This window comes from Bacillota bacterium (assembly GCA_013178415.1).
Taxonomy (GTDB): Bacteria; Bacillota; SHA-98; order Ch115; family Ch115; genus Ch115.
On the sequence record JABLXA010000015.1, the window covers coordinates 1 to 22,445 of the forward strand.

The 22,445-nt window shown below is 51.1% G+C and carries 19 protein-coding genes, 3 tRNA genes and 1 other annotated feature; of the genes, 16 read left to right on the forward strand and 6 right to left on the reverse strand.

The window, feature by feature from the left end:
* Positions 1-14: 14 nt before the first annotated feature.
* Together HPY52_11780 and HPY52_11785 are read left to right on the forward strand one after the other, a co-directional pair.
* Positions 15-632, forward strand: a complete 618-nt coding sequence (locus HPY52_11780; GenBank protein ID NPV80934.1) for an MBL fold metallo-hydrolase — start codon at positions 15-17, stop codon at positions 630-632.
* A 111-nt stretch (positions 633-743) separates the two neighbouring features.
* A complete protein-coding gene (locus HPY52_11785; protein ID NPV80935.1) occupies positions 744-1,490 on the forward strand; it encodes a glucose 1-dehydrogenase in 747 nt (248 codons plus the stop codon).
* Between the two features lie 430 nt (positions 1,491-1,920).
* Here HPY52_11785 and HPY52_11790 read toward each other — a convergent pair.
* The 3 genes from HPY52_11790 to HPY52_11800 form a co-directional block, all read right to left on the reverse strand.
* Positions 1,921-1,997, reverse strand: a tRNA-Val gene (locus HPY52_11790).
* A gap of 8 nt (positions 1,998-2,005) precedes the next feature.
* Positions 2,006-2,080, reverse strand: a tRNA-Cys gene (locus tag HPY52_11795).
* Positions 2,081-2,089: 9 nt separating this feature from the next.
* A tRNA-Gly gene (locus HPY52_11800) sits at positions 2,090-2,164 on the reverse strand.
* A gap of 380 nt (positions 2,165-2,544) precedes the next feature.
* On the opposite strand from HPY52_11800, the gene HPY52_11805 reads away from it, so the two are divergent.
* The 14 genes from HPY52_11805 (at position 2,545) to HPY52_11870 (ending at position 19,800) form a co-directional block, all read left to right on the forward strand.
* The gene (locus tag HPY52_11805; protein ID NPV80936.1) at positions 2,545-3,279 is read left to right on the forward strand and encodes a glycerophosphodiester phosphodiesterase; all 735 of its coding nucleotides are present in this window, start codon (positions 2,545-2,547) and stop codon (positions 3,277-3,279) included.
* The gene (locus HPY52_11810) at positions 3,276-6,410 is read left to right on the forward strand and encodes a glycoside hydrolase (GenBank protein NPV80937.1); all 3,135 of its coding nucleotides are present in this window, start codon (positions 3,276-3,278) and stop codon (positions 6,408-6,410) included. Before HPY52_11805 ends, HPY52_11810 begins: the two co-directional genes overlap by 4 nt.
* Before the next feature lie 166 nt (positions 6,411-6,576).
* Positions 6,577-7,443 carry a polysaccharide deacetylase family protein gene (locus HPY52_11815; protein ID NPV80938.1) on the forward strand — a complete coding sequence of 289 codons (867 nt, stop codon included), beginning with the start codon at positions 6,577-6,579 and terminating at the stop codon, positions 7,441-7,443.
* A 115-nt stretch (positions 7,444-7,558) separates the two neighbouring features.
* Positions 7,559-7,924, forward strand: a complete 366-nt coding sequence (locus tag HPY52_11820; GenBank protein ID NPV80939.1) for a helix-turn-helix transcriptional regulator — start codon at positions 7,559-7,561, stop codon at positions 7,922-7,924.
* Between the two features lie 18 nt (positions 7,925-7,942).
* The gene (cadA, locus tag HPY52_11825; protein NPV80940.1) at positions 7,943-9,901 is read left to right on the forward strand and encodes a cadmium-translocating P-type ATPase; all 1,959 of its coding nucleotides are present in this window, start codon (positions 7,943-7,945) and stop codon (positions 9,899-9,901) included.
* 427 nt (positions 9,902-10,328) lie between these two features.
* On the forward strand, positions 10,329-11,288 hold the full coding sequence (locus HPY52_11830; protein ID NPV80941.1) for a sigma 54-interacting transcriptional regulator: 960 nt from the start codon (positions 10,329-10,331) through the stop codon (positions 11,286-11,288).
* Between the two features lie 891 nt (positions 11,289-12,179).
* Complete coding sequence (locus HPY52_11835; GenBank protein NPV80942.1) at positions 12,180-12,623, forward strand: hypothetical protein; 444 nt, start codon at positions 12,180-12,182, stop codon at positions 12,621-12,623.
* 81 nt (positions 12,624-12,704) lie between these two features.
* Positions 12,705-13,433 (forward strand): C39 family peptidase, encoded by a 729-nt coding sequence (locus tag HPY52_11840; GenBank protein NPV80943.1) that lies wholly within the window; start codon positions 12,705-12,707, stop codon positions 13,431-13,433.
* A gap of 84 nt (positions 13,434-13,517) precedes the next feature.
* Positions 13,518-13,868 (forward strand): hypothetical protein, encoded by a 351-nt coding sequence (locus HPY52_11845; GenBank protein ID NPV80944.1) that lies wholly within the window; start codon positions 13,518-13,520, stop codon positions 13,866-13,868.
* 133 nt (positions 13,869-14,001) lie between these two features.
* The gene (locus HPY52_11850) at positions 14,002-14,940 is read left to right on the forward strand and encodes a hypothetical protein (GenBank protein NPV80945.1); all 939 of its coding nucleotides are present in this window, start codon (positions 14,002-14,004) and stop codon (positions 14,938-14,940) included.
* Positions 14,941-15,348: 408 nt separating this feature from the next.
* Positions 15,349-15,531 (forward strand): hypothetical protein, encoded by a 183-nt coding sequence (locus HPY52_11855; GenBank protein ID NPV80946.1) that lies wholly within the window; start codon positions 15,349-15,351, stop codon positions 15,529-15,531.
* Between the two features lies 1 nt (position 15,532).
* Positions 15,533-16,027: a hypothetical protein gene (locus HPY52_11860; GenBank protein ID NPV80947.1), complete on the forward strand. Its 495-nt coding sequence runs from the start codon at positions 15,533-15,535 to the stop codon at positions 16,025-16,027.
* Positions 16,028-16,167: 140 nt separating this feature from the next.
* Positions 16,168-16,499 (forward strand) — a binding site (T-box leader).
* A 61-nt stretch (positions 16,500-16,560) separates the two neighbouring features.
* Positions 16,561-18,120: a 2-isopropylmalate synthase gene (locus HPY52_11865; protein ID NPV80948.1), complete on the forward strand. Its 1,560-nt coding sequence runs from the start codon at positions 16,561-16,563 to the stop codon at positions 18,118-18,120.
* 57 nt (positions 18,121-18,177) lie between these two features.
* A complete protein-coding gene (locus HPY52_11870; protein NPV80949.1) occupies positions 18,178-19,800 on the forward strand; it encodes a citramalate synthase in 1,623 nt (540 codons plus the stop codon).
* Here the strand turns inward: HPY52_11870 and HPY52_11875 are convergent.
* The 3 genes from HPY52_11875 to HPY52_11885 are packed head-to-tail and all read right to left on the reverse strand — an operon-like array spanning position 19,765 to position 22,206.
* On the reverse strand, positions 19,765-20,307 hold the full coding sequence (locus tag HPY52_11875) for a DMT family transporter (GenBank protein ID NPV80950.1): 543 nt from the start codon (positions 20,305-20,307) through the stop codon (positions 19,765-19,767). The two genes, HPY52_11870 and HPY52_11875, sit on opposite strands and share 36 nt — an antisense overlap.
* A complete protein-coding gene (locus HPY52_11880; GenBank protein ID NPV80951.1) occupies positions 20,304-21,578 on the reverse strand; it encodes an MFS transporter in 1,275 nt (424 codons plus the stop codon). The genes HPY52_11875 and HPY52_11880 overlap by 4 nt, the downstream gene beginning before the upstream one ends.
* Before the next feature lie 55 nt (positions 21,579-21,633).
* Positions 21,634-22,206, reverse strand: coding sequence for a GNAT family N-acetyltransferase (locus HPY52_11885; protein ID NPV80952.1), 573 nt, complete (start codon positions 22,204-22,206; stop codon positions 21,634-21,636).
* Positions 22,207-22,445 lie beyond the last annotated feature (239 nt).

The following is a 22,445-nucleotide window of genomic DNA, read 5'->3' on the forward strand; positions in this document are numbered from 1 at the left end:
GGGGGTTTGGGACAATGGCACAAGCTGCTACACATTTGCCTAGCATCAAGTACCTTGGCCATGCCAGCGTGAGGATCAAGACCGCTCAGAATGTAGTCATTTACATCGACCCTTTTGCCGGAGATGACTATGGCGAGCCGGCCGACCTCATATTGGTCACGCACGACCATGGTGACCATAACAGGGTTGATAAGGTCACAAAGAAACCCGGCTGCAGGGTAATCACCCACCGGGAAGCTATCAAGAACGGCGTGTACCAGGCTTTTACAGTGGCGGGCGTACATATTCGGGCGGTTGCCGCATATAACCGTAATCATAAGAAAGACGCCTCGGTCGGCTACATTTTGGAGTTTGACGGCATAAAGCTCTACCATGCTGGCGACACCTCAAAGATCAAGGAAATGGCCGATCTAGCTTCAGAAAATCTCACCTACGCCCTACTGCCCATGGATGGCGTATATAACATGGGCCCTGAGGAAGCGACTGAATGCGCGGAGCTGATTAAAGCCAAATATTACATTCCCATCCACACAGGTCCCAACGGCGTATTCAGTGAGGCCAATATCGCCAAATTCAAGGCCCCAGGCAAGGTCATCATGAAGCCGGGTGAGACGCTTGATCTAAAGGGCTGAGCCCTGAGACGGAATGTTTTGTCTCTCGGTGAGGACAATCACTGCGCGGGCCTCTCGATGCTCGAAAAGACCCATTATGGCGGATATCGAACGAAGGGAGATGATGTACCCGTGACTTTCGCTGGCAAAGTCGTTATAGTCACAGGAGCCGGTAGAGGAATCGGGAAATGTATTGCCATGACATATGCATCCCATGGGGCAAAGGTCGCTATAGCGGAGAAAGATTCATCACTCGGTGAAGGAACCCTTAAATCGATAAGAGAATCCGGTGGAGAGGCCATTTTCTGTCCGACGGATGTGACAAAGCCTGGGGATATTCAGCAGTTGGTGAAAAAAGCCGATGAGGCTTATCAGGGAATTGATATTCTCATCAACAATGCCGGCATTTCTATACCAAAATCTCCCTACGAATTAACCATCGAGGAATGGGATCTTGTGCTGAATACCAACCTGCGCAGTATCTTTCTCTGCTCTCGCGAGGCGGCAAAGGTCATGCGAAGACGGGGTAGGGGAGCGATCGTAAATATCGCTTCTACGCGGGCTTTCATGTCTGAACCGAATACAGAGGCCTATGCAGCTTCAAAAGGCGGGATTATCGCATTGACCCATGCTTTGGCAGTCTCGCTCGGGCCGGATCATATTCAGGTGAATGCCATCAGTCCGGGCTGGATTGAAACAGGAGATTACAGTCAGTTACGCGAGATCGATCACCTTCAGCACCCAGCCGGGCGGGTTGGAAAACCTGAAGATATAGCCAGGGCCTGCCTCTATCTCACTGATGAAGAAAATGATTTCATCACCGGAGCCAATATCGTGATCGATGGGGGAATGACACGCAAGATGATCTATGTCCCTTGAGTCTTTCATTCATTGATATACAAGCTCGACCTTGGAAGTTGCGCCCGGCACGGAAGATATACGCAAGGAGAGTGACGGCAGCATGCCTAAGCACGGAAGAGGCGCAGATTCTCTGCTAACTGCCTTATTCCATATAATGGGGGCTCTATACTAGCTGAAGGCGTGGAGAAGGGGATCAGGAAGGGTGGAATCTCAGCGCAAAATGCCATATTAGGCGCGCTGGAGGAGCGATTTGGTCTTGCGGGAGAAGATGCTCAGGGACAGGTTCAGGCGATCAAAGACCTAGAAACCTTATGCTAGAGGATGCAATTCCCATGCCATAGACTAGGCAATAAGCATGTGTTCTATGTCGCGGCTAGGAATCATGGATATGAGCGTTGTCGAGGCAATGATATAGCCGCCAGAGTTGGCGGCAAAGTAATCAACAAAATGGTGCGGCGTACTAGAATCGAACTAGTGACCTCAGCGATGTCAACGCTGCGCTCTAACCATCTGAGCTAACGCCGCACATTGAATGGAGGCGACACCCGGAATCGAACCGGGGAATAGCGGTTTTGCAGACCGCCGCCTTACCGCTTGGCTATGTCGCCAGATATATTTGGAGCGGAAGACGGGATTTGAACCCGCGACCCTCGCCTTGGCAAGGCGATGCTCTACCCCTGAGCCACTTCCGCACCGAATTTCGAAGAAGATTTTTGAGCCGACTAGATATCTCAAGTAACCATTCTTAGTGTAGCATAGAAAGGGGAGATGTGCAAGGGGGTATTGGGCAGAATGTCTATGGAATTGTGAAGGAGATATGTGCCATACGGCGAATTTCATCCTTTGGCATGAGTTGAGAGATGAACTCATGGCTGACGAAGTATTCAAGAATATGTCGATCTGTTTCTATAGATGACCAAGCTCGAATTTAGAAATATGAGCTGACCGTATGCGGCGTGACTGGCAACCGCGCGGTGACATACCGCGCGGTGACATAGCCGGGTTATCTTTCAACTCTGGACTTGGCGATCTATAGAAAAGGAATATCCCGATCTCAAAGGGGGAATATGCCGTGACCCCAAGACCATTGATCCTGGCGCACAGGGGCGCATCGCTCGAGGCGCCAGAGAATACGCTGGCTGCATTTCGGCAGGCCATAGAACTGGGGGCTGATGGGATCGAGCTGGATGTGCATCTGTCCGGGGATGGGGAGTTGGTTGTAATCCATGATGAAAGAGTTGACAGAACCACCAACGGCAAAGGGTGGGTAAAGGATCTCACTCTTTCCCAGCTCAAATCGCTAGATGCTGGTTCATGGTTCGATCCCGCATTCAAAGGAGAAAGGATACCCACCCTCAGGGAAGTCATCGACCTTGTTTCAGGCAGGTGTAAGCTGATAAATATTGAGATAAAGAGTGGAATTGTACTCTATCCAGGTATTGAGGAAAAGGTCTTGCGGGAAGTGGAGGCGGCTGATCTCTTGGGGAAGGTTATCATGTCCTCCTTCAACCATTTCTCACTGAAAACCATAAAGGAAATGAATCCTGACGTAAAGACGGGCATCCTTTACATAGAAGGGCTTGTGGACCCCTGGATTTATGCCCGTCACGTGCCTGCTGACGCGCTTCATCCGATTTTCCATGCCGTCACCCCCGAGATAGTAAATGGAGCGCATTCTGCCGGCCTTGGGGTTCATGTATGGACCGTTGACAAGCCTGAGGATATAACCCGTATGTCGGGGTATGGTGTCGATGCCGTAATCACCAATGATCCTGGGACGGCCGTTCACCTCGGAATGGATAGATGAAGGAAAAGAATGGAAGAAGGGAGTGGGGCGATTTGTCAAACTGGAAGGATATAGAGGCGATTTGGCGGCCGGCGCCATTTTGGAGCTGGAACGACAAGCTTGACGCGCAGGAGCTGCGACGTCAGATCCGGGAGATGGCAGCCAAAGGATGGGGTGGGTATTTCATGCACTCCCGGGTCGGTCTGGTGACCGGATATCTTTCGCCAGAATGGATGGAGATGGTTCGCGCCTGCGCAGAAGAGGCGCGGAAGACAGGGACCTATGCCTGGCTCTATGATGAGGACAAATGGCCTTCTGGCTTCGCGGGCGGGGAGGTACCCGAAGCTGACCCACGTTTCCGAAGCCGGGCCCTGGTTCTTCTCAAGGAAGGACAGGTAACCGAGAACGATACGGTTCTTGCTGAGACTACCGAGGGTGGAACAAAATACTTCATTTGTCGCCGCATAAGCCCCCTTGGAAACCTTTGGTTCAATGGGGCCAGCTATGTTGACCTCATGAATCCGGAAGCAGTTCGATTCTTCATTGAGTCGACCCATGAACGCTACAAGAATGCCGTGGGGGAATATTTCGGCAAGGAGATTCCCGGCATCTTCACAGATGAGCCGTGTTATCTAATGGAGGGGCATTATTCTTGCCCAGCTGTTCCATGGTCTGATTATCTGCCTGAGTATTTTGCGGACCGGAATGGCTATCGCATCGAAGACAATCTTGTGCAGCTATTTTTCGATGTTGGAGATTATCAGCGGGTGAGATTCGATTTCTATGACGCAGTGACCCGTCTCTTCCGAGAGAATTTCACCAAACAGTATTATGAATGGTGCGAAGCCAATGACCTCAAGATGACAGGGCATTTCATGGCAGAGGACAATCTTGCTTACCAGACCCAATGGATCGGCGCGGCAATGCCGCATTACGAGTTTATGCACTGGCCTGGTATTGATAAACTGGGAAGACATATTGAGCAATTGGTCACGGTGAAGCAGGTCTCGTCTGCTGTCGACCAGCTTGGCAAGGAAAGGGCCTTCTGCGAGGTTTTTGGCTGCGTAGGTCAGCAAGTCAGCTTCTACCATCGTAAATGGATCGCCGACTGGGAGGCCGCGCTTGGGATCAGCTTCGTGAACCACCATCTTTCCCTTTACTCCATGCGGGGGGAGCGCAAGCGTGATTACCCGGCTGACCTTTTCTACCAGCAACCCTGGTGGGAAGAGGAACGCGGATTTGCTGACTACATCGGGAGGCTCTGCAAAGCTGTGACAGTTGGGCAAAGAATGGTCGACATCCTGGTGATCCATCCCATAGGCAGCGTCTGGAGCGAGTATTCGCCGCTTCACAAGCAAAATGGTCTTCCTGTCGAGAATGGGATGTATAACAGGCCTTTTGAAGAATTGTCGAAGGCTCTGATGGCGGCGAAGCTGGATTTCCACTATGGAGATGAGATCATCATGGAAGACCACGCCCGCGTCGAGGGTAAAAGGCTGCGCATCGGAGTGCATACATATGGGACTGTCATCGTGCCGCCTGTCTTGACTCTGAGAAAGAATACATTGTCTCTGCTGACCCAATTTGCGGCTGCCGGCGGGAATCTCATCCTCATCAGACCTTGCCCCGTCCGATGTGATGGCAGATTGGCGCTGCCCGATCTTCCTGGTGCGGCTAAGCGCCTTGACAGTGTGCGGGAGGCAATATCTTTCCTTGATACGCTTTATCCAAAACGCGTGAAGATCATTGATCAGATGACCGGCGCTAACGCAGAGAAGGTTCTTTGCCATGGACGCCGCGCTGTAGAAGGTGTTTACTTCCTGATCGCTAATACAGATGAAAAGCGCGAAGTGAGGGCAACTCTCTCTTTCCCTGCTCTCGATGGCATTGCCATGGTTCCGGCGCTCATAGACCTGAATACAGGGGATGAATATAGCGCTCCAGGGAGGGCGCAGGATGGGATGTGGACGTTTGACGCCAAGTTCGCTCCAGCGGGGAGCCTTTTCATATTCTTCCCCAGTTTGGATCAGCCTCAGATCAATGTGATTTCTGAATCGACAATGGCGCATAGGCTACCCGCGGCTCCGCCATTCCTAGCAAGTGGTGTCACGCTCGAGGAGAAATTGGTCATGGTAGTGGATGAGGCAGAAGGGGAATGCCGCGAAAGTGTGGAAATGGCTGGTCCCAGGATCACCTCATGGATGGCGCGCTCTCTGGAGGAAAACGTCCTCCCTCTCGGCCGGGTGAGTCTCGAGCTCAACGGACAGAGGGTTCTCCAGGATGCCCCTGTAGCCAAGGCCTGGCATGAGTATTTCTATAGGGTGCCCGATGGAACCCCATTCCGGGCGGAGTATACCTTTGAGGTGGAGAATGTCCCAGAGGGTGAAGTGTCTTTCGTGATTGAAATGGCGGAAAATCTGGACCGGATTCTCTGTAACGGAACTGTCCTCCGGCCGCTTAAGACTCGGGGAGAGATGGGAGCATTTGATCCCAGGAGAAGCTGGAAGGATGTCAATTTCACCAGAGTACCAGCCGGCAACAGCCTGCGACCGGGTGTCAATATCCTTGTCTTGGAAGGGCGTAAAGTGAATAACATAACGGGCCCTGGAACGCATCGTCGAGTCAAGGATTTCCAGGCCCACCAGGCGACTGAAGTTGAGACTGTATACCTTGTTGGGGATTTCATTGTCCATGACTTTGATCACCGCAAGTTCGTCATCGATGGGCGAGTTGCGCCGCCCGATGCGCGTGACCTGACGAAGAGCGGTTATCCCTTCTATGCTGGCCTTGCCGAATTCAGCAGCCGTATCGATTTTGCAAATGCTGCGCCGCCACCGGGGAAGCGAATCTTCCTTGAGCTGGGAGCAGTATCAGCTGCGGTGGTGGAGGTGCGCATCAACGGTCAGAAGGCCGGAGTTCGCTATTGGGAACCATATGTGGTCGAGATAACAAACCTCGTCCAGCCTGGGGAGAATCTTGTTCAGGTCGTAGCGGCTACAACCCTTTTCAATCTCATGGGCCCCAATTGGATAGCCGGGATTGAAGAAGACACAGGCGTGAGCCCCTGGACCTTCGTAGATTTCCGCCGCTACACAGACAAATATGCGCTGCGTCCGTTCGGCATAGGGGAGGCGCGGATACTATTCCTCTAGGATAAGTCGATGGTTGAGCTAGGCACATTACGGGCTATGCTGGCGCCCTGCATCATTCCATCCATGCCGGAAATACTAAGATAACGGAAATAGTCTTTCCCATGGCCACACCATCAGAAGGATGGAAACGGTGGCCGTCTATTTTCGGGGTAGGTGAAATCGGCGAATGGTCAGGAAAATGCGGGGTGCCCCTGCGATATTTTATGTCATTCTCGGGATTCTCATAGGCATGGCCGGAATGATGGTATCTCCAAGGACCTATGATTCCATTCTCAGCTGGCGTTTCCTGGGAGGGTTTAGCCTTGGGAGATTCAACCCAGGATCCGAAAAAATCCATAGGGTCCCCGAGCCAGCTGATCTTGTGAAGTTATACCCTGATGTGGTGGTGAGGCAATGGGCGCCCAAAACTCCTTCCGTCGCCATCACTTTTGATGATGGGCCTGACGATAAATACACCCCAAAAATATTGGATATACTCCGGGACCACAGAGTGAGAGCTACTTTTTTCCTGATCGGTTCCAGCGCCGAAAAGTATCCTGATATAGTCAAGCGTATTATAGCTGAAGGTCACGAGATAGGGAATCATACTTATCATCATGTCAATCTCGCCAACATGGCTCCATGGCAGGTGGTCGCCGAATTGAAAAAGGCCAATACAGCCTTGTCGCGAATCGCAAATAGATGGCCGATGGCAGTGAGGCCACCTTATGGCGCTATTGACCCCCTTGCCGTTGAGGCGATAGCAAAGGAAGGCTACAGGGTGGTGCTGTGGACAATAGATTCTCTTGACTGGCATGGCCTCTCAGCGGAGAAGGTGCTAGATAATGTAATGCCGGCTCTTAAGAGCGGAACCATAGTGCTCCATCATTCAGCAGGTGGCCCCGAGGAGGATCTTTCGGGCATGCTAGAAGCCCTCCCAACTATTATCAAAACCCTTCAGTCGCAGGGTTACTCCTTCCTCACCATTCCCGAAGTCATCGAACAATATGAGGCTGAGAGAAAGGCCGTTCATGCTGGCGCGCCCGAGGAGTGACAATCCCATCTAGTAAGCATGATCGGTATTGACAGATCCTCCTTTCAAACATATATTAATATTAAACGCATGCTTAATTGATCAATATTTGAGCGAGGTGGGAGGGGCGATAACCATGAGCAAATACTCCTATGAAAATGGGGACATTTGCGATGAGTTCAATCCCTCTACGGACGCGGCATCGGGGCTCAAGGATGCGCTCCTTGAGGTGGCGGGCCTCTCGGAGCTATTCAGGGTTCTCGGGGATGAAACTCGCACAAAGATCCTGTATCTTTTATCCAGGCAAGAGCTCTGTGTATGTGATATCGCACAGATTCTGGAAATGAGCCTACCAGCCGTGTCTCATCATTTGAGGCTTCTCAAGATGATGAGACTTGTGAAATACCGGAGGGACGGGAAAGTAGTCTATTATTCCCTCGATGACGACCATATCTTGAGCCTGATCCATCAGGCCCAGGAACATTTTGCCGAGGATAGATGAAGGGAGCGGGGATGTCGAATGGAGGAACATCACAATTATGATGCGCGGCATATGGATTCGCATCCGACCCCGGAAGAAGAGCCTGGCGAAGATATGGCGCCTGATAGAGAGTCAATCAGAAGGGTGGTCACCCTCGTCGGCGCTCCGGCTTTGCTCTTCATACTAGGGATAATATTTCAGACGGATCTTCACGACACACCCCATGCCTGGGCTGAGTATGCGGTATTCCTCGCAGCGTATTTCCTCGCTGGTGGAAGCATAGTCTGGACCGCTATAAGAAACCTCCTTCGGGGAGAGTTCTTCGATGAGAACTTCCTGATGACAGTTGCAACTGCCGGAGCGATAGCTATCCATCAAATGTCCGAGGCCGTAGGAGTTATGCTCTTTTACCGTATTGGAGAATTCTTTCAGGATTTGGCCATCGGCCGCTCAAGGCGTTCCATAGAGGCATTGACGGATATCCGACCTGACTATGCCAATTTGAAGGTGGGCGACGATGTAAGGCAGGTTTTCGCGAAGGATGTTGAGGTCGGTCAGATCATCGTTGTCAAGCCCGGCGAACGAATTCCGCTTGATGGACGCATTGTACAAGGGACGTCCTTTGTAGACACATCAGCATTGACTGGCGAGTCAGTGCCAAAGAAAGTTGAAGCCAATGAGACGGTATTGAGCGGGATGGTAAACGGCGATGGGCTTCTGGAGATAAAGGTTGAAAAGGGGTATGCTGGTTCCTCCATATCTAGGATTCTCGATCTTGTCCAGAACGCCAGCGCTCGAAAAGCAAAGACCGAGCAATTCATAACGAAATTCTCGCGATATTACACACCTATAGTCACCTTTGGAGCTGTGGGGCTTGCCATCATCCCGCCTTTGATCATCCCGGGGGCGTCCTTTGAGACATGGATCTATAGAGCGCTTATACTCCTTGTCATCTCTTGCCCTTGTGCCCTTGTAGTCTCAATCCCCCTTGGATATTTCGCAGGCCTCGGCAGTATTTCACGACACGGCATTCTTGTAAAGGGCGCGAATTTCCTCGAAGCCCTCACAGAGCTCCATACAGTCGTGTTTGATAAGACTGGCACTCTCACAAAGGGCGTATTCCGGGTCATAGATGTGATGACGCGAAATGGCTTTTCGAGGGATGAGCTCCTCAGGTACGCGGCGCTGGCTGAAGTGAATTCAAATCATCCTATCGCGAAATCTATCATTGAAGCCTATGGCCGTGGAGTTGAGGCGAACAAGGTGGCTGAATACCAGGAGATCTCGGGCCACGGCATTAGAGCCAGGGTGAATGGGGATGAGGTCATAGCCGGAAATGATCGCTTGATGCACAGAGAGGATATCGAGCATGATTCATGCGATGTAGCGGGCACTGTCGTATATGTGGCTGTAAATCGCGTCTTTGCCGGGTATATCATAATCTCAGATGAAATCAAGCCTGATGCGGTGGCTGCCATTCAGGCTCTCAGGGAGTTGAGGGTCAAGAGAATAATGATGCTGACAGGCGATGACCAGGCTGTCGCTGAAAAAGTGGCAGAACGGCTCGGGCTGGATGGGTACTTTGCGGAGCTTTTACCTGAGGATAAGGTGAAGAAACTAGAAGATCTGGAGTCAACATTAAATCGCAGAGATGGACAGAAGCTCGCCTTTGTGGGCGATGGTATCAATGACGCGCCTGTTATTATGAGGGCAGATGTAGGAATCGCAATGGGCGGATTAAGTTCGGACGCTGCCATCGAGGCCGCCGATGTGGTGCTTATGGAGGGTATGCCGTCGAGGCTTGGAGCGGCCATCAAGATTGCGCGTTTCACCAAGAGGATAGTAATCCAGAATATTTCCCTTGCCCTGGCAGTCAAAATGGCTTTCATCGCTCTCGGGGCTATAGGTGTGGCTACCATGTGGGAGGCTGTATTCGCTGATGTTGGCGTTGCCATATTGGCGATTTTGAATTCTACCAGGGCTCTGGGGAAAGCGTAGAAGTTAGAATAAATAGTGGAGACCCTTTGAAGGAATTCCACATTTCATAGAGAATGAATAGTCTGAAGAGTGCCTGATCATCGATCCAGATTCTATCGATGGTCAGGCGCCTGTCGTTTCTATGAGGATTCGACAAAAGCAGCTAGGGCTCGACTGCGAATACATATTGAAAGCACGAACCTATATTTTCTGAAAATATCCTAATACTCTGCGCTCGAATTGCATTTTCCCAGACATTTTCTAATGAGAGGGGGAATAGAATATAGCATCTTTGTGTTCTAGAAGCTATGCCAACTGCATAGGCTTATGAAGTGACCAATGCTAATCAGGCCAGCGGACGATAGGGGGTGGGGTCGTAACGATGGCTCTGGAATCTTGGGCCGTGTATGGGGCGTGCACTCCCAGTAGAAAAGGGGTGCACGACCGAATGTCGTTTGAGCACATACTAGGTTCTAGTCAATTGATCATGGAAGCCAAGAGGCTTGCGCAATTTGCGTCAAGAGGCGATTCCAGCGTTCTTCTCCTTGGTGAAAGTGGCTGTGGTAAAGAGGTATTTGCAAGGACAATCCACTATGAAAGTAAGCGTGGGAACCATCCGTTCATAGCTGTGAATTGCGCTGCCATTCCAGATGCTCTTATGGAGTCTGAACTGTTTGGATACGTGGAAGGCGCTTTTACAGGGGCTGTGAGAGGAGGCAAACCAGGGAAGTTTGAGTTGGCCAATGGCGGCACTATTTTCCTTGACGAGATCGGCGACATGTCCATGCCACTTCAGGCGAAAATGTTGAGGGTCCTGCAGGAAAGGGTTGTGGAACGAGTAGGCGATACAAAAGTCATCCCTGTGGATGTTCGCGTTATTGCCGCGACCAATAAGGACCTCTTGACATTGGTGGAGCGAGGTCGTTTCAGGCAGGATCTGTTTTATCGTTTAGATGTGATCTCCATCAAGATTCCACCTTTACGGGAACGTCCGGAAGATATACCGGCGATTGCAAATGGTTTGCTCCAGCATCTCAATCGAATATGCGGCACGCATGTCCAGAAGATCGCGTCTGATGTGTTGAAGATATTCGCTCACTATGAGTGGCCGGGCAATATAAGGGAGCTCGAAAACGTGCTGGAATATGCTTTGAACTTTGTAGAGGCTGATGAGGTAAAGGTATGCCATCTGCCTCCGCGTTTCTCGCAGATCTCGCAACGGGTGGTACCGCCAAGATCTGGAGCCTCCTCCCGGAAGACACTGATGGAATTTCTCTCAGAGTTTGAGCGGGAACTCATTCGAGATGCCCTCAAGGCCTGCGGCGATAACCGCGTGCTGGCAGCAAAGCGCCTAGGAATATCTCGATCCGCGCTTTATAAGAAGATGGCGAAGTATTCAATGGAATAGTCGCGGTGCCATAGATTCGCCCATTCTCCCATATTTCATTAAGGATGAACATCTGCCCCTATTTAACGAATCCCTCCGGTGAATAGGGGCGATTTCTTTTGCATCATGTTCGTTGCGGCGGATTTCTTTGTCTCTCAGGCGCCGGCCCAGCGGGCATGACCAATGCACCGAGACGAGGCGACGAAATCCACAGCGTTCGCCTTTGATATTTCAGGAGTCCATGGATTGATACACTGATAAAAGACGTGGACATAGGGATAACTCCTTGGGATCCTGCCGCAGTCTCGGTCTCCTCTTATCATCCCTCAGTATCCCTTCATTCATATGTCTGAGATTGTTGACACCATTTTCTGCAATCCGCTTTACTCAATTCCTAAGATGCATGTCTCTCAAAGAATCCAGCCTGCAAGACCAAATGACGATTCTGGCACGGCCCTTGCACATTACTGGATGTCGAGCGCGTGAGGCAATGTCTCAGATGACTTGCGCGCTCCACAGGAATTGATGCCCCCGCATCACGAAATGTGATGCCCCATACACGGTCGGGCCGGAAATGTCACCGGCCCGTCCAAACTGGCAGATAGGTTTGGAGCTGCGCGGGGAAGTGGTTCAAAAGAAGGCGTATTCCTTGATGGTGACCTGGATCCGATGGCCCCGGAGGATTACAGGGCCAGCGCCTATGATTCAATCATTACCGGGTGATGAATGGGCCCATACCTGGCAAGAATCCCATCTTAGAGCTCGAGATGGATGTTTGGATTGAGCAAGGCTCTGATGGCCTCACAGATCCCCAGGTGATCGCCGGAAAACTCAGAAGTCTCTACCCGGGATATGGCTTCTTAAGAATGCTCCTCGTGCGGCCCTGATTAAAACAGGAGGTGCAACTACATAATGAAGAGGATCCTTATCGTTGTTCTCGCCGCTCTTGCGGCCATGATGGTGGCTCTCCCGGTAGCGGCCTCGACACAGGGTGCAATAGCTTTTCTGTATGAGCCATACAGCTGGGATTGGTATGATGTAAGATATGACCTGCTCGATGAGAATGCGTTCCAGAATGCGGCAGGCATCACGACAGTCCAGCTCTCAACTGGTAATGGTAACGTGCTTCAAGGGAACACCCGCATAGCCCTTGCCAACGCCGATGTGGATGATCTTGTCAGCACGATGGTTGAGGTAGTATATCCGGACTCGGAGGATGAATATTACGAAAGATACGATCTCGTTACCGGGAATGTGTTCCAGAATGTCGCCGGGATCACTACTGTCCAGATGAGCTCCGGCAATGGAAACGCGTTACAGGCTAATGTGAATATCGAAGTAAAGCCCTGGTATTAAAGAGGCCATCGGCAAGGCGGGAAGCATCCCGCCTTGCCATATTGGTGAGGGAAGCTTCCCTCCAGAAGGGAGGGGGTATCAATGACTATTCTGAAGAGACATGGCCCGCGACGTTTTATCTATGGCATCTCTATGGCATTTTTCCTTTTCACCCTTTCCGTATATACTGGGGCAGCCTGCGCGGGGGAAATCTCTTTTAACAGCGCTCTATCCGGAGTAAAATTCAGGACCCAGGTCGAAAGCGCGGCGGAGTTGCAGCTTAAAGACGTGGTAAGACAGAAACTTGATATAAGTTGCGGTTCCGCCGCCTTGGCCACGATACTGAGATTCTACTATGGCGACATAGTATCTGAAGATGAAATAATCAATGAAATGGTAAATGGAAGGACAAGGGAAGAGATCGTACAGGGCAAAGGATTTTCGCTGCTGGAACTCAAAAAGGCCGCTGAAAAATTGGGATATAAGGCCCATGGGCTCAAAGGAAATATCGAGGCTCTTAAGTATATTCGGGTCCCGGTCATCGTCCTGCTTGACTCTGATAAGTTCCCACATTTTGTTGTTGCGAGGGGTGTAGTTGATGGAAGGGTGGCCCTGGCAGATCCGGCTGTAGGCAATATAACCATTGGGATAGAGGATTTCCTATCGCGATGGAATGGGGTGTTCCTGGCCATAGAAGGTAATGGCAAGGGAACTCAAAACGACTTTGCGGTCGAACAGTATATGCCTCCGATCGCTCCTGGTTCCGGAACTGTCAACAGGTTCCTTGAATCCAGTCTGAAGAATTACCCGTTTGATCCGATGGAGTTTTAGAGAAAGGATATCTGTTGCATCGAGAAGAGATACTTCGCCGGGCAAGAAATTCGGCGCAATGATTTATGAAGGAGGTCGGTTAGATTGAAGAATCTCCTAATAATGGCGGTAGTCCCGATATTCCTTGTGACTATTTTTCTGATATCCCCTGTGGCGTTAGCATTCGCTTCCGGCTGTATACAAGTGTCGGAAGATGAGCTTTCCGGTATCGCGGGGATGGGCGCGAGGGATATCGCTATTGTCCCCTGCGATTCGGGAATAAGTTTTACCTATAGCGAGATATCAGGCAATGCTTTTCAGAACGCTTCGGGGATCATCATAGTCACACCTGTGCCAGGTAATGGGAATACGATTTCATACCTTATAGATTTTGATGTCACCATATATATGGTGACTATCAATGGAGATACAGTTGTCAATCTCAACATATACTGAGTCACAAAACCACCCCGATGCCATAGATGATAAGAGGAATTGGGGCTTGGGGCCCGGTCGTCGAAATTATCACTTCGATGAAACAAGTCCGAAGATTCCGGTTGAGCCAATTTTCTTGAAGGGAGAACAAGATATGAGGAGGACGGCCCCATTTTGGCTTACTGTCGTTATTTGTCTGGCATGCGCATGTTCCTTGGCGCCAGCGGTTCTTGCGGATGAGCCCGAGTCTCTGACATTGACTCCGCCAAATGAAACTGAAGTTGAGCTGGGATTCCTCTATTCACATTTCTCAAAGAATCGCCTTGTCGTGAATGGCTATAGTTTCTATGATGTGATCATCATCGGCCGTCTTCAAGTAGATGAGGTAAGAAGAGAGATCATAATCCCTTCAGTTACGCTCAGGTATGGCTTATCCCCAAAGGTCAATGTTGAGGCTATGATCCCGTTGAGGTATAGGATAGACAATACTCTCAAATATGGAAGTCAGCAGGGCCAGATGGGATTGCCCACCGAAGAGACATATAGCGCAGTCGGGCTCGGCGATATAGAACTGGCATTGAACTTTGACACGAGGCTCGGGAGTAAGGATGGCACGCCGTTCATCACCACATTCGGTGTAAAGACGGCCACTGGCATTGATCTGTACAGCGTTTCCAATGATCAGGTTCCATTGGGGACAGGACATTGGGGAGCAAGGCTCGGTTTTGCCACAATGAGAAGATTAGACCCCGTTGTTGTTTTTGGGGGAGTCAGTTATTTCTGGAACATAGCAAGAGATGTTAAGGGGTATGGCACAGTGGATCCCGGCGATACGATCCAGTATTCGCTGGGTATAGCATACGCTCTGAGTCAGAGATTTTCGTTGAACGCGAGAGTTGAGCAGTCCTTTACCGGCAAAACTATCAAAGATGGGGTGGGGCAATCAGGCTCCGATATGAACGCAGCCACTCTCTACCTTGGCGTAAGTTACGTGACTCAAAAGGGAAATGCCCTGGACTTTACGGTGGGTTCAGGACTTACAGAGGATTCCCCTGATCTGACCGTGAAAATCGGATGGCCAATAAAGTTCTAGATGAAATGACAGGAGGAGCCCTTAAGGGCTCCTCTTGTCATTTCGCCCGTCGTAACCCTAGATCTAGCTATAGAATATACGGGAATGATCCTGTCCAAGGGCGGCAGTGGGATCCTCGTAATATAGTCACTCTTTGGCCCTCCCCCTGACAGGTTGTATGCCGAAACCTCATAGGTGACCTGATTGAGATGATAGGGCGACTATCATGGCGGGGAGTTCGATGTATATTGCCGAAATAGACGTCTTGCAGCATGCAGCGAATTAAGGCTATTATATATTCAAATGGAATGTCTAGATAGGCAGGTAATTTGCGCCTATATGGATGAAAATACTGGTAAGCAGGAATCTTTGCCGCGGCTGAATGTCGCCACGCGCAAGATGAGATGCAATTTGGCAGGGGGAATCGAAATGCGTCATAGAGTGACCCTTATCCCCGGGGATGGGACAGGTCCAGAATTAATGGATGTAGCAGTTAAGGTGCTTGAGGCCACCGGAGTCGAGTTTGACTGGGATGTGCAAGAGGAAAAGGCTGCGCGACGGCGGGCGCGGAAGGCTGTGATGTGTAAGCGCGACAAGATGGAGGGGAACTGAGATGGAACCTGTTCCGGCGGAGATTGTTGAGGCTACGTGGCAGGAAATAGCGGGCATGAGCGTAGAGGAGTTTGCCCCGCTGGCAGAGCGGTTCGTCCGCGAGCAGCCATATCTGCGGGATTTTCTAATGGATGATGGCCCGGGTATGCTCAATGCTGAAGAGCAGCAGCTCTTGTTGTATATGGGATTGGTCATCTGGCAGATGATGGAGAGGGTGGCAGGCAAACGTCTGCCCATGGTAACACCAGAGTCTCTTGATCATGCAGATGAAAGGAATTTTAGAGCCTTCGAAAGGTTGGTCGGCAAAAGTCCGGCTGTCCTCACGCGCGAGGCAGAGAAAATCGTGCATAAGTGCAATCAAGTGGAAGTGCTCAGGTATGTCACGGAAACCCTGGAAGAGGACTTCAATGAAGAGGACGACGGCATCACCGAAATCGGAAAAGGGTTCATCTTCATCTCCCTTAAGACTGTGATCGAGGCCCTTGATATGCTGTAGCTCGGAGGAGTCTTCGACATAACTACCACCTGGTTCCATATGCTCTCTTTAGTCTTTGGAAATGGCCATTGACAACTATTCACCATTATGGTAAGCTCCAAGCAATATCTTTTGTCTACCATGGTAATTCCTCATGCTTTCCAGAGGCGATGAAGGGGATAGTAGGCTTGTGCGGGAGATTGCAGAGAGCCGCTATCAGGTGAAAGGCGGTATTTCCTGGCGAGCTGAATCTCACCCCAGAGCTGTCGGCTGAAAGTCTTGTTCGGTTTCTGATCTCAGCGCACCTAAATTTTAGATTTGGTTTACCGATGACGGGAAATGGGTGAGCGGATGCTTGGCCAGAGACGAGTAAGCCCGACCGGGTTTTGGGCCCGTTAGCGCACAAGGGCATGATAAGTGCCCAAAGAGGTTCTTGCCGTGAGGCAGGACAAACGAAGGTGGTACCGCGAGGAATTTGCCTCTCGCCCTTCAGACTCGCATTTCGCGGGTCGGAGCGAGAGGTTTTTGATTTATCAGGCGAGGAGGAATCAGCTGTGTCTCGCAGGATTTATATATTTGACACGACGCTGAGAGATGGCGAGCAGTCGCCGGGCGCGAGCTTGAATGTCAAGGAGAAGGTAGAGATCGGCCGGCAGCTTGCGCGCCTCAATGTGGATGTAATCGAGGCCGGATTTCCGGTGGCATCACCCGGGGATTTTGAGGCGGTAAAGAGAGTCGCGGAAGAAGTCCATGGCCCCTGTATCGCGGCTCTTGCAAGGGCAGTCGAAGGGGACATTGTGAGGGCGGCAGAGGCTATCAAGGCTGCGGCGCGCCCACGTATTCACACCTTCATTGCTACTTCCGATATACACATGAAGTATAAGCTGAAAAAGGACCCGCAGAAAGTCCTTGAGATGGCCGTTGAGGCAGTGCGCCTCGCCAAGTCGTATGTTGACGATGTTGAATTCTCTGCTGAAGATGCTACACGGAGCGATCCTGAGTTCCTGAGAAAGATATTTGAAGAGGTCATCAGGGCGGGAGCCATCGTGCTCAATGTCCCAGATACGGTAGGCTATGCAACTCCTCCGGAATTCGCTGGCTTGATTCGGTACCTCAAGGAAAATGTGAAGGGAATAGACGATGTCATCTTAAGCGTTCATTGCCACAATGATCTCGGGCTTGCTGTGGCAAACTCCCTTGCGGCTATTGAAAATGGCGCCGACCAGGTTGAATGCACAATAAATGGAATTGGTGAGCGGGCGGGGAATGCCGCTCTTGAGGAAATAGTCATGGCTCTCTCCACCAGGCGGGATTATTACAAGGCGGAAACCGGTATCACAACTGAGCAGATATATCGAACAAGCCGGATGGTGAGCACATTCACGGGGATCACTGTCCAGGTAAACAAGGCGATAGTCGGGGATAATGCATTTGCCCATGAAGCTGGAATTCACCAGGACGGAATCCTGAAAGAGAGAACCACATATGAGATCATGACACCAGAATCTATAGGCCTTGCCAGGAGCAGGCTTGTCCTCGGGAAGCATTCAGGCCGGCACGCTTTCAAGAAGAAGCTGGAGGAGCTGGGATATGAATTAAAAGAGGAAGAGATCAACAAAGCCTTTGAAGAGTTCATCGCCCTGGCTGATAAGAAAAAGGAAGTTTCCGACAAGGACATCGAAGCCATCGTGGAAGGGCATCACGTTCCGGCTGAGGATAGATTTTCACTCGAATATCTGAATGTTGTAAGTGGCAACAAGACGATACCAACGGCTACCGTCAGACTGCATAAAGATGGCGAATTGATCCAGGAGGCGGCGTGCGGAGATGGCCCGGTGGATGCTACTTACAGGGCTATAGACAGAATAACCGGCGAGAAGACCCATCTTGTGGATTATTCTATCCGCGCCGCAACTGGCGGCAAGGATGCTTTGGGCGAGGTCACGGTACGGATACGCGACAATGGGGCGATTTTCACGGGCCGAGGCGTCAGCACCGATATAATCGAGGCCAGCGCAATCGCGTATCTGAATGCTGTGAATAAGATGGTCGCCAGCAGGCGAGAAGAGAAGAAGCCAGAACAAAAAGAAGCAGGGCCTGCTGTATCTTCATGAGCGGACCACATTTTCATGCTAGTAGGTGAGAAGGAGATGGAGAAAAGGAGTTTTCAAATGGCAGGACCTCCAGCCGCCCGCGAAGTCAAGATCTATGATACGACCTTGAGGGATGGCGCCCAGATGGAAGGGATATCATTTTCTGTGGAAGATAAGCTCCTTATAGCCCGCCACCTGGATGCTTTGGGAGTGGATTATATAGAGGGCGGGTGGCCTGGGTCAAATCCCAAGGATGCGGAGTTCTTTGAGCGGGTGAAGTCCCTCCAGCTCAGCAAAGCGACGATAACGGCCTTCTGCAGTACACGGAAGGCAGAGTTAGATGCCTCAGATGATCCGAATCTATTGGCAGTCATAAATTCTGGGGTGAAGGCGGCCGCCATTTTCGGCAAGACATGGGATTTTCATGTAATTCATGCCCTCAGGACCACGCTGGACGAGAACCTCCGGATGATAGAAGAGTCCGTGAGATTTCTCAAGGGGCACGGTATCGAAGTGATCTATGACGCTGAGCATTTTTTCGATGGTTATAAGGCCAATCGCGATTATACCATGAAGACTCTGGCTGCTGCGAAAGAAGCAGGAGCTGATGTTATCGTTCTTTGTGACACCAATGGGGGCACCTTGCCTATGGAGGTCGGTTCAATCTTCCAGGATGTCGTCGCGACTCTGAATTGCCCAGTCGGGATGCATGCGCACAATGACTCTGGTGTCGCTGTCGCAAATACTCTCATAGCGGTTCAACTGGGAGCGACTCATGTCCAGGGCACAATCAATGGATATGGAGAACGCTGCGGCAATGCTGACCTGTGCTCGGTGATACCGTCCCTCAAACTTAAGATGGGAATAGACTGCGTGACGGATGAACAATTGGCTGAACTCACCAGTATCTCCCGGCTGGTGGATGAAACGGCGAACTTGAGGCCAAATCTATACAGGCCATTTGTGGGGCGGAGCGCTTTTACCCATAAGGGCGGGATCCATGTGAGCGCGCTCATGAGGCACCCTGAGACCTATGAGCATACAAAACCCGAGCTTGTTGGAAATAGCAGGCGGGTAGTGATTTCTGAACTTGCAGGCGCAAGCAATGTTCTATACAAGGCCCAAGAATTCTCTATACCCGTTGAACGTTCCTCGACTGGCACGAAGGCGATAATCAATATGGTCAAAGAGTTGGAGTATCAGGGATACCAATTTGAAGGGGCGGAGGCTTCTTTTGAGCTTCTCTTGCGACGTGCCATGGAAATGCACAAGAGCTTGTTTGAGCTCGAGGGCTTCAGGCTCATTGTCGAGAAGCGGGAATCCAACGGCCAGCCGGTGGCAGAAGCAAGCATCAAGCTCAGGGTAGGTGACCGGGTGCTGCATACTGTCTCCGAGGGGAATGGCCCGGTCAATGCCCTGGACGGAGCGTTGCGAAAGGCGCTTGAGGACGTATATCCCGAGCTCAAGAAGATCCGGCTGACCGACTACAAGGTCCGTGTCATAGATGAAGCTTCAGGCACCTCTGCCAAGGTCAGGGTCCTGATCGAATCCGCTAATGACCACCGCACCTGGGGAACTGTGGGGGTGTCTACCAACATAATCGAGGCCAGCTGGCGAGCGCTTGTGGATAGTATCGAATATGGCCTTTTATATGCTTCCGTGCCGTCAGACCTTGAGCCTCCGTCTGTCCGGAGCATGTAGCAGGAAAGTCAACGTGCCAAGAAGCGTAATGGCAGCGCCTATGCATTCCGTCATGCTCGGAAATTCTCTGAGCAAAAGGGAAGCTATGATAATGGCCGCCACAGGCTCTGAAAGCGAAATCATAGAGACAAGGACAACGGCGCTCGCCACGCTGGTATACTTGACAGATAGAACCCAGGTCATGAAATGAATGGCCAGGATCAGTCCTGTCATCAGGCAAAGGATCCAATCCTTTCGCCCGATTTTCGTGAAGATCTCCCTGTTTCGTCCAAATGAAACGGGCCCGAGGATCAAAGAGGCAATGAGCAGGCGATATGCCGCTATGATCACGGCTGGCGCCATCGATAATCTTATCAATGTCGCAGCGCTGGATGCCGCCAATATGCCCACAAAGAACACCAAATACGGAACGGCATTTCCGGTCAGGGGAGACTGCAGCGCGTTGCGCGAGGATAGGTGGCGTTCAGTGCTGCCGCATGTCGCGATGCCAGTTGTTGAATCGTTCAATTGTGAGGTCTTCCTTTCCAGGGGATTGCCGTGTGGGGCCAAAGCCGGGCCTGCATTTTCGTTGGCGCGACCACGCGCTGCGCGCCAGGTTTGCCACGAAGCATCAATGCCCCTAGGAGTGAGACAGCGGCAGTAAAGACAAATACATAGCGAAGGCCAAGCAAGCCTCCGATCATGCCTCCTGCAAGGGGAGCGACGAACCCACCCATGGTCCCAGCAGCTTGTTGTATGCCATAGGCACGTCCGCGGAAAGATTCATCCACCTTGGTGGCGATAAGAGCCGCAGCGCATGGCGCAATGGCAGCCATAAACACTCCGCTCACAAAATAAAAGATCGCAAATTGCCATATATTTGTGACCAGAGCTAATGCGAAAACTGAGAGGCCGGTCCCAATAAGGCCCCGAAGGAGCGCTCCATAATAGGATATTCGCTCGCCGAGACAGCTCCATCTGTAGGCTGTGAGAAGGAAACCCAGCCCCGGGAGGGAAAACACTATTCCGCTCAACCAGTGCGCTTCCACTGAAGAAAGTTGTTCGAGGTAGATTGTCAGGATGGGTTGAATAGCCCCTGAGACGATCCACGCTATCATCGTAGTCCCCATAACTACCAGGAGAACCGGGTTCCTAACCGCGATTCTGAAATCCTCCAGCAAGGAAGTCTCTACATTGATGCTCGCCTTGTTAGGCTCCTTTACGATCCAGATGACGAGAAGAGTAGAAAACAGGACTACGACGCCGGAAATCTGCATCGCGCCTCGAAATCCAAATAGACCTGCCAGCGCCCCGCCAATAGCCGGGCCAATTATCCCGCCCGTCGCTGACGCCGTCTGAGCTATGGCTACATAGCGGCCTGATAATAGCTCTGGAGTATTTGTGGCGATCAAGGCGATGGAACCGGGGATGAAACCCGTGAGGGCGCCATTTAAGAAGCGAAAGATGGCGAGCTGCCATGCTGTCTTGCATATGCTCATCCCCATATAAATGAGCACAAGGCAGATTCCCGCCCTCACTACCATGGGTTTTCTGCCGAAGCGGTCGGCGAGCTTTCCCCAAAGTGGCTGCATCACTATTCCTGAGACTGACTGCATGGCGAAAATGATGCCGGACCATTGCGCCAGGTCGCTATCAGGCACTCCGAGGTCGCGGAGGAATATGGGCAGGAAAGGGACGACCTGGTTCCAACTTACCGCAGCCAAGAAAATGGTAAAGGACAATACGTAGAGATTTCGCTTGTAGTAGGGCAGATGATAGGGTACCGATCTTCCTTCCAATTCGCTCGATTTCGCCTTTCTAATATTTTACTCATTCGATGAGGGAACTAGTTTTTTATTCGTGAGAAGAGCTGGTTTTCCTGCCTTGTGCCAGGTATTCTTCCTTGATGATTCCCATGATGATTTCATCCCAGTATTTGCCATTGTAGTACCTCTGATCGCGGATTCTGCCCTCTTCCTTAAAGCCGCATGCGGCATAGCAGTGCCTTGCCCGTTCATTGTATTCATAGACTCGCAAATTTACCTTGTGCATGTTGAGGAAATTGAAGGCAAATCCCAGGACCATCTGGATTGCTTCCCTTCCAATGCCCTTTCCAAGGAGATCTTCGCGACCAATGACGATACCGAGTTCACAATGACGGTTGCGATAGTCTATACGATGCAGCCCAATGGAACCTATATATTCAGACTTCGGGTCGTCCTTCAATGCTATGACGAAAATTCCTTCGTTCGGCGCTCCCTTTTTATGAAGTTGTCGCTCTACAAATTCCGTTGTTTCCTCGAGGGTTTGAGGAAAGAGCGGAAAGGCCAGATATTTGATGATATTCTCATTATTGACCCACCGCTGAATAGGCTCGATGTCATCACGCCGAAATTCTCTCAATACGATCTTTTCCCCCTGGAGCATGTCAGCCCCCTGCCTTTCGCCTGAATATTAAGCGACATGATATCATAGTTACAGGCTGCAGGCAAGGGAAAGTGAAAGAGAAATTTCACCCATGGCAGGTGGGCTTGTGGTGTTCTGGACATGAAAATGGATCGCGGAGTATAATGCCAGGGGAACCATGGAGTGGCGATTTTTCGATCTCAGAAGCCCTGCGCAGCTCTGCTGCGCCCAAATAAAGCAGGTATTGCTACGGATCTGTG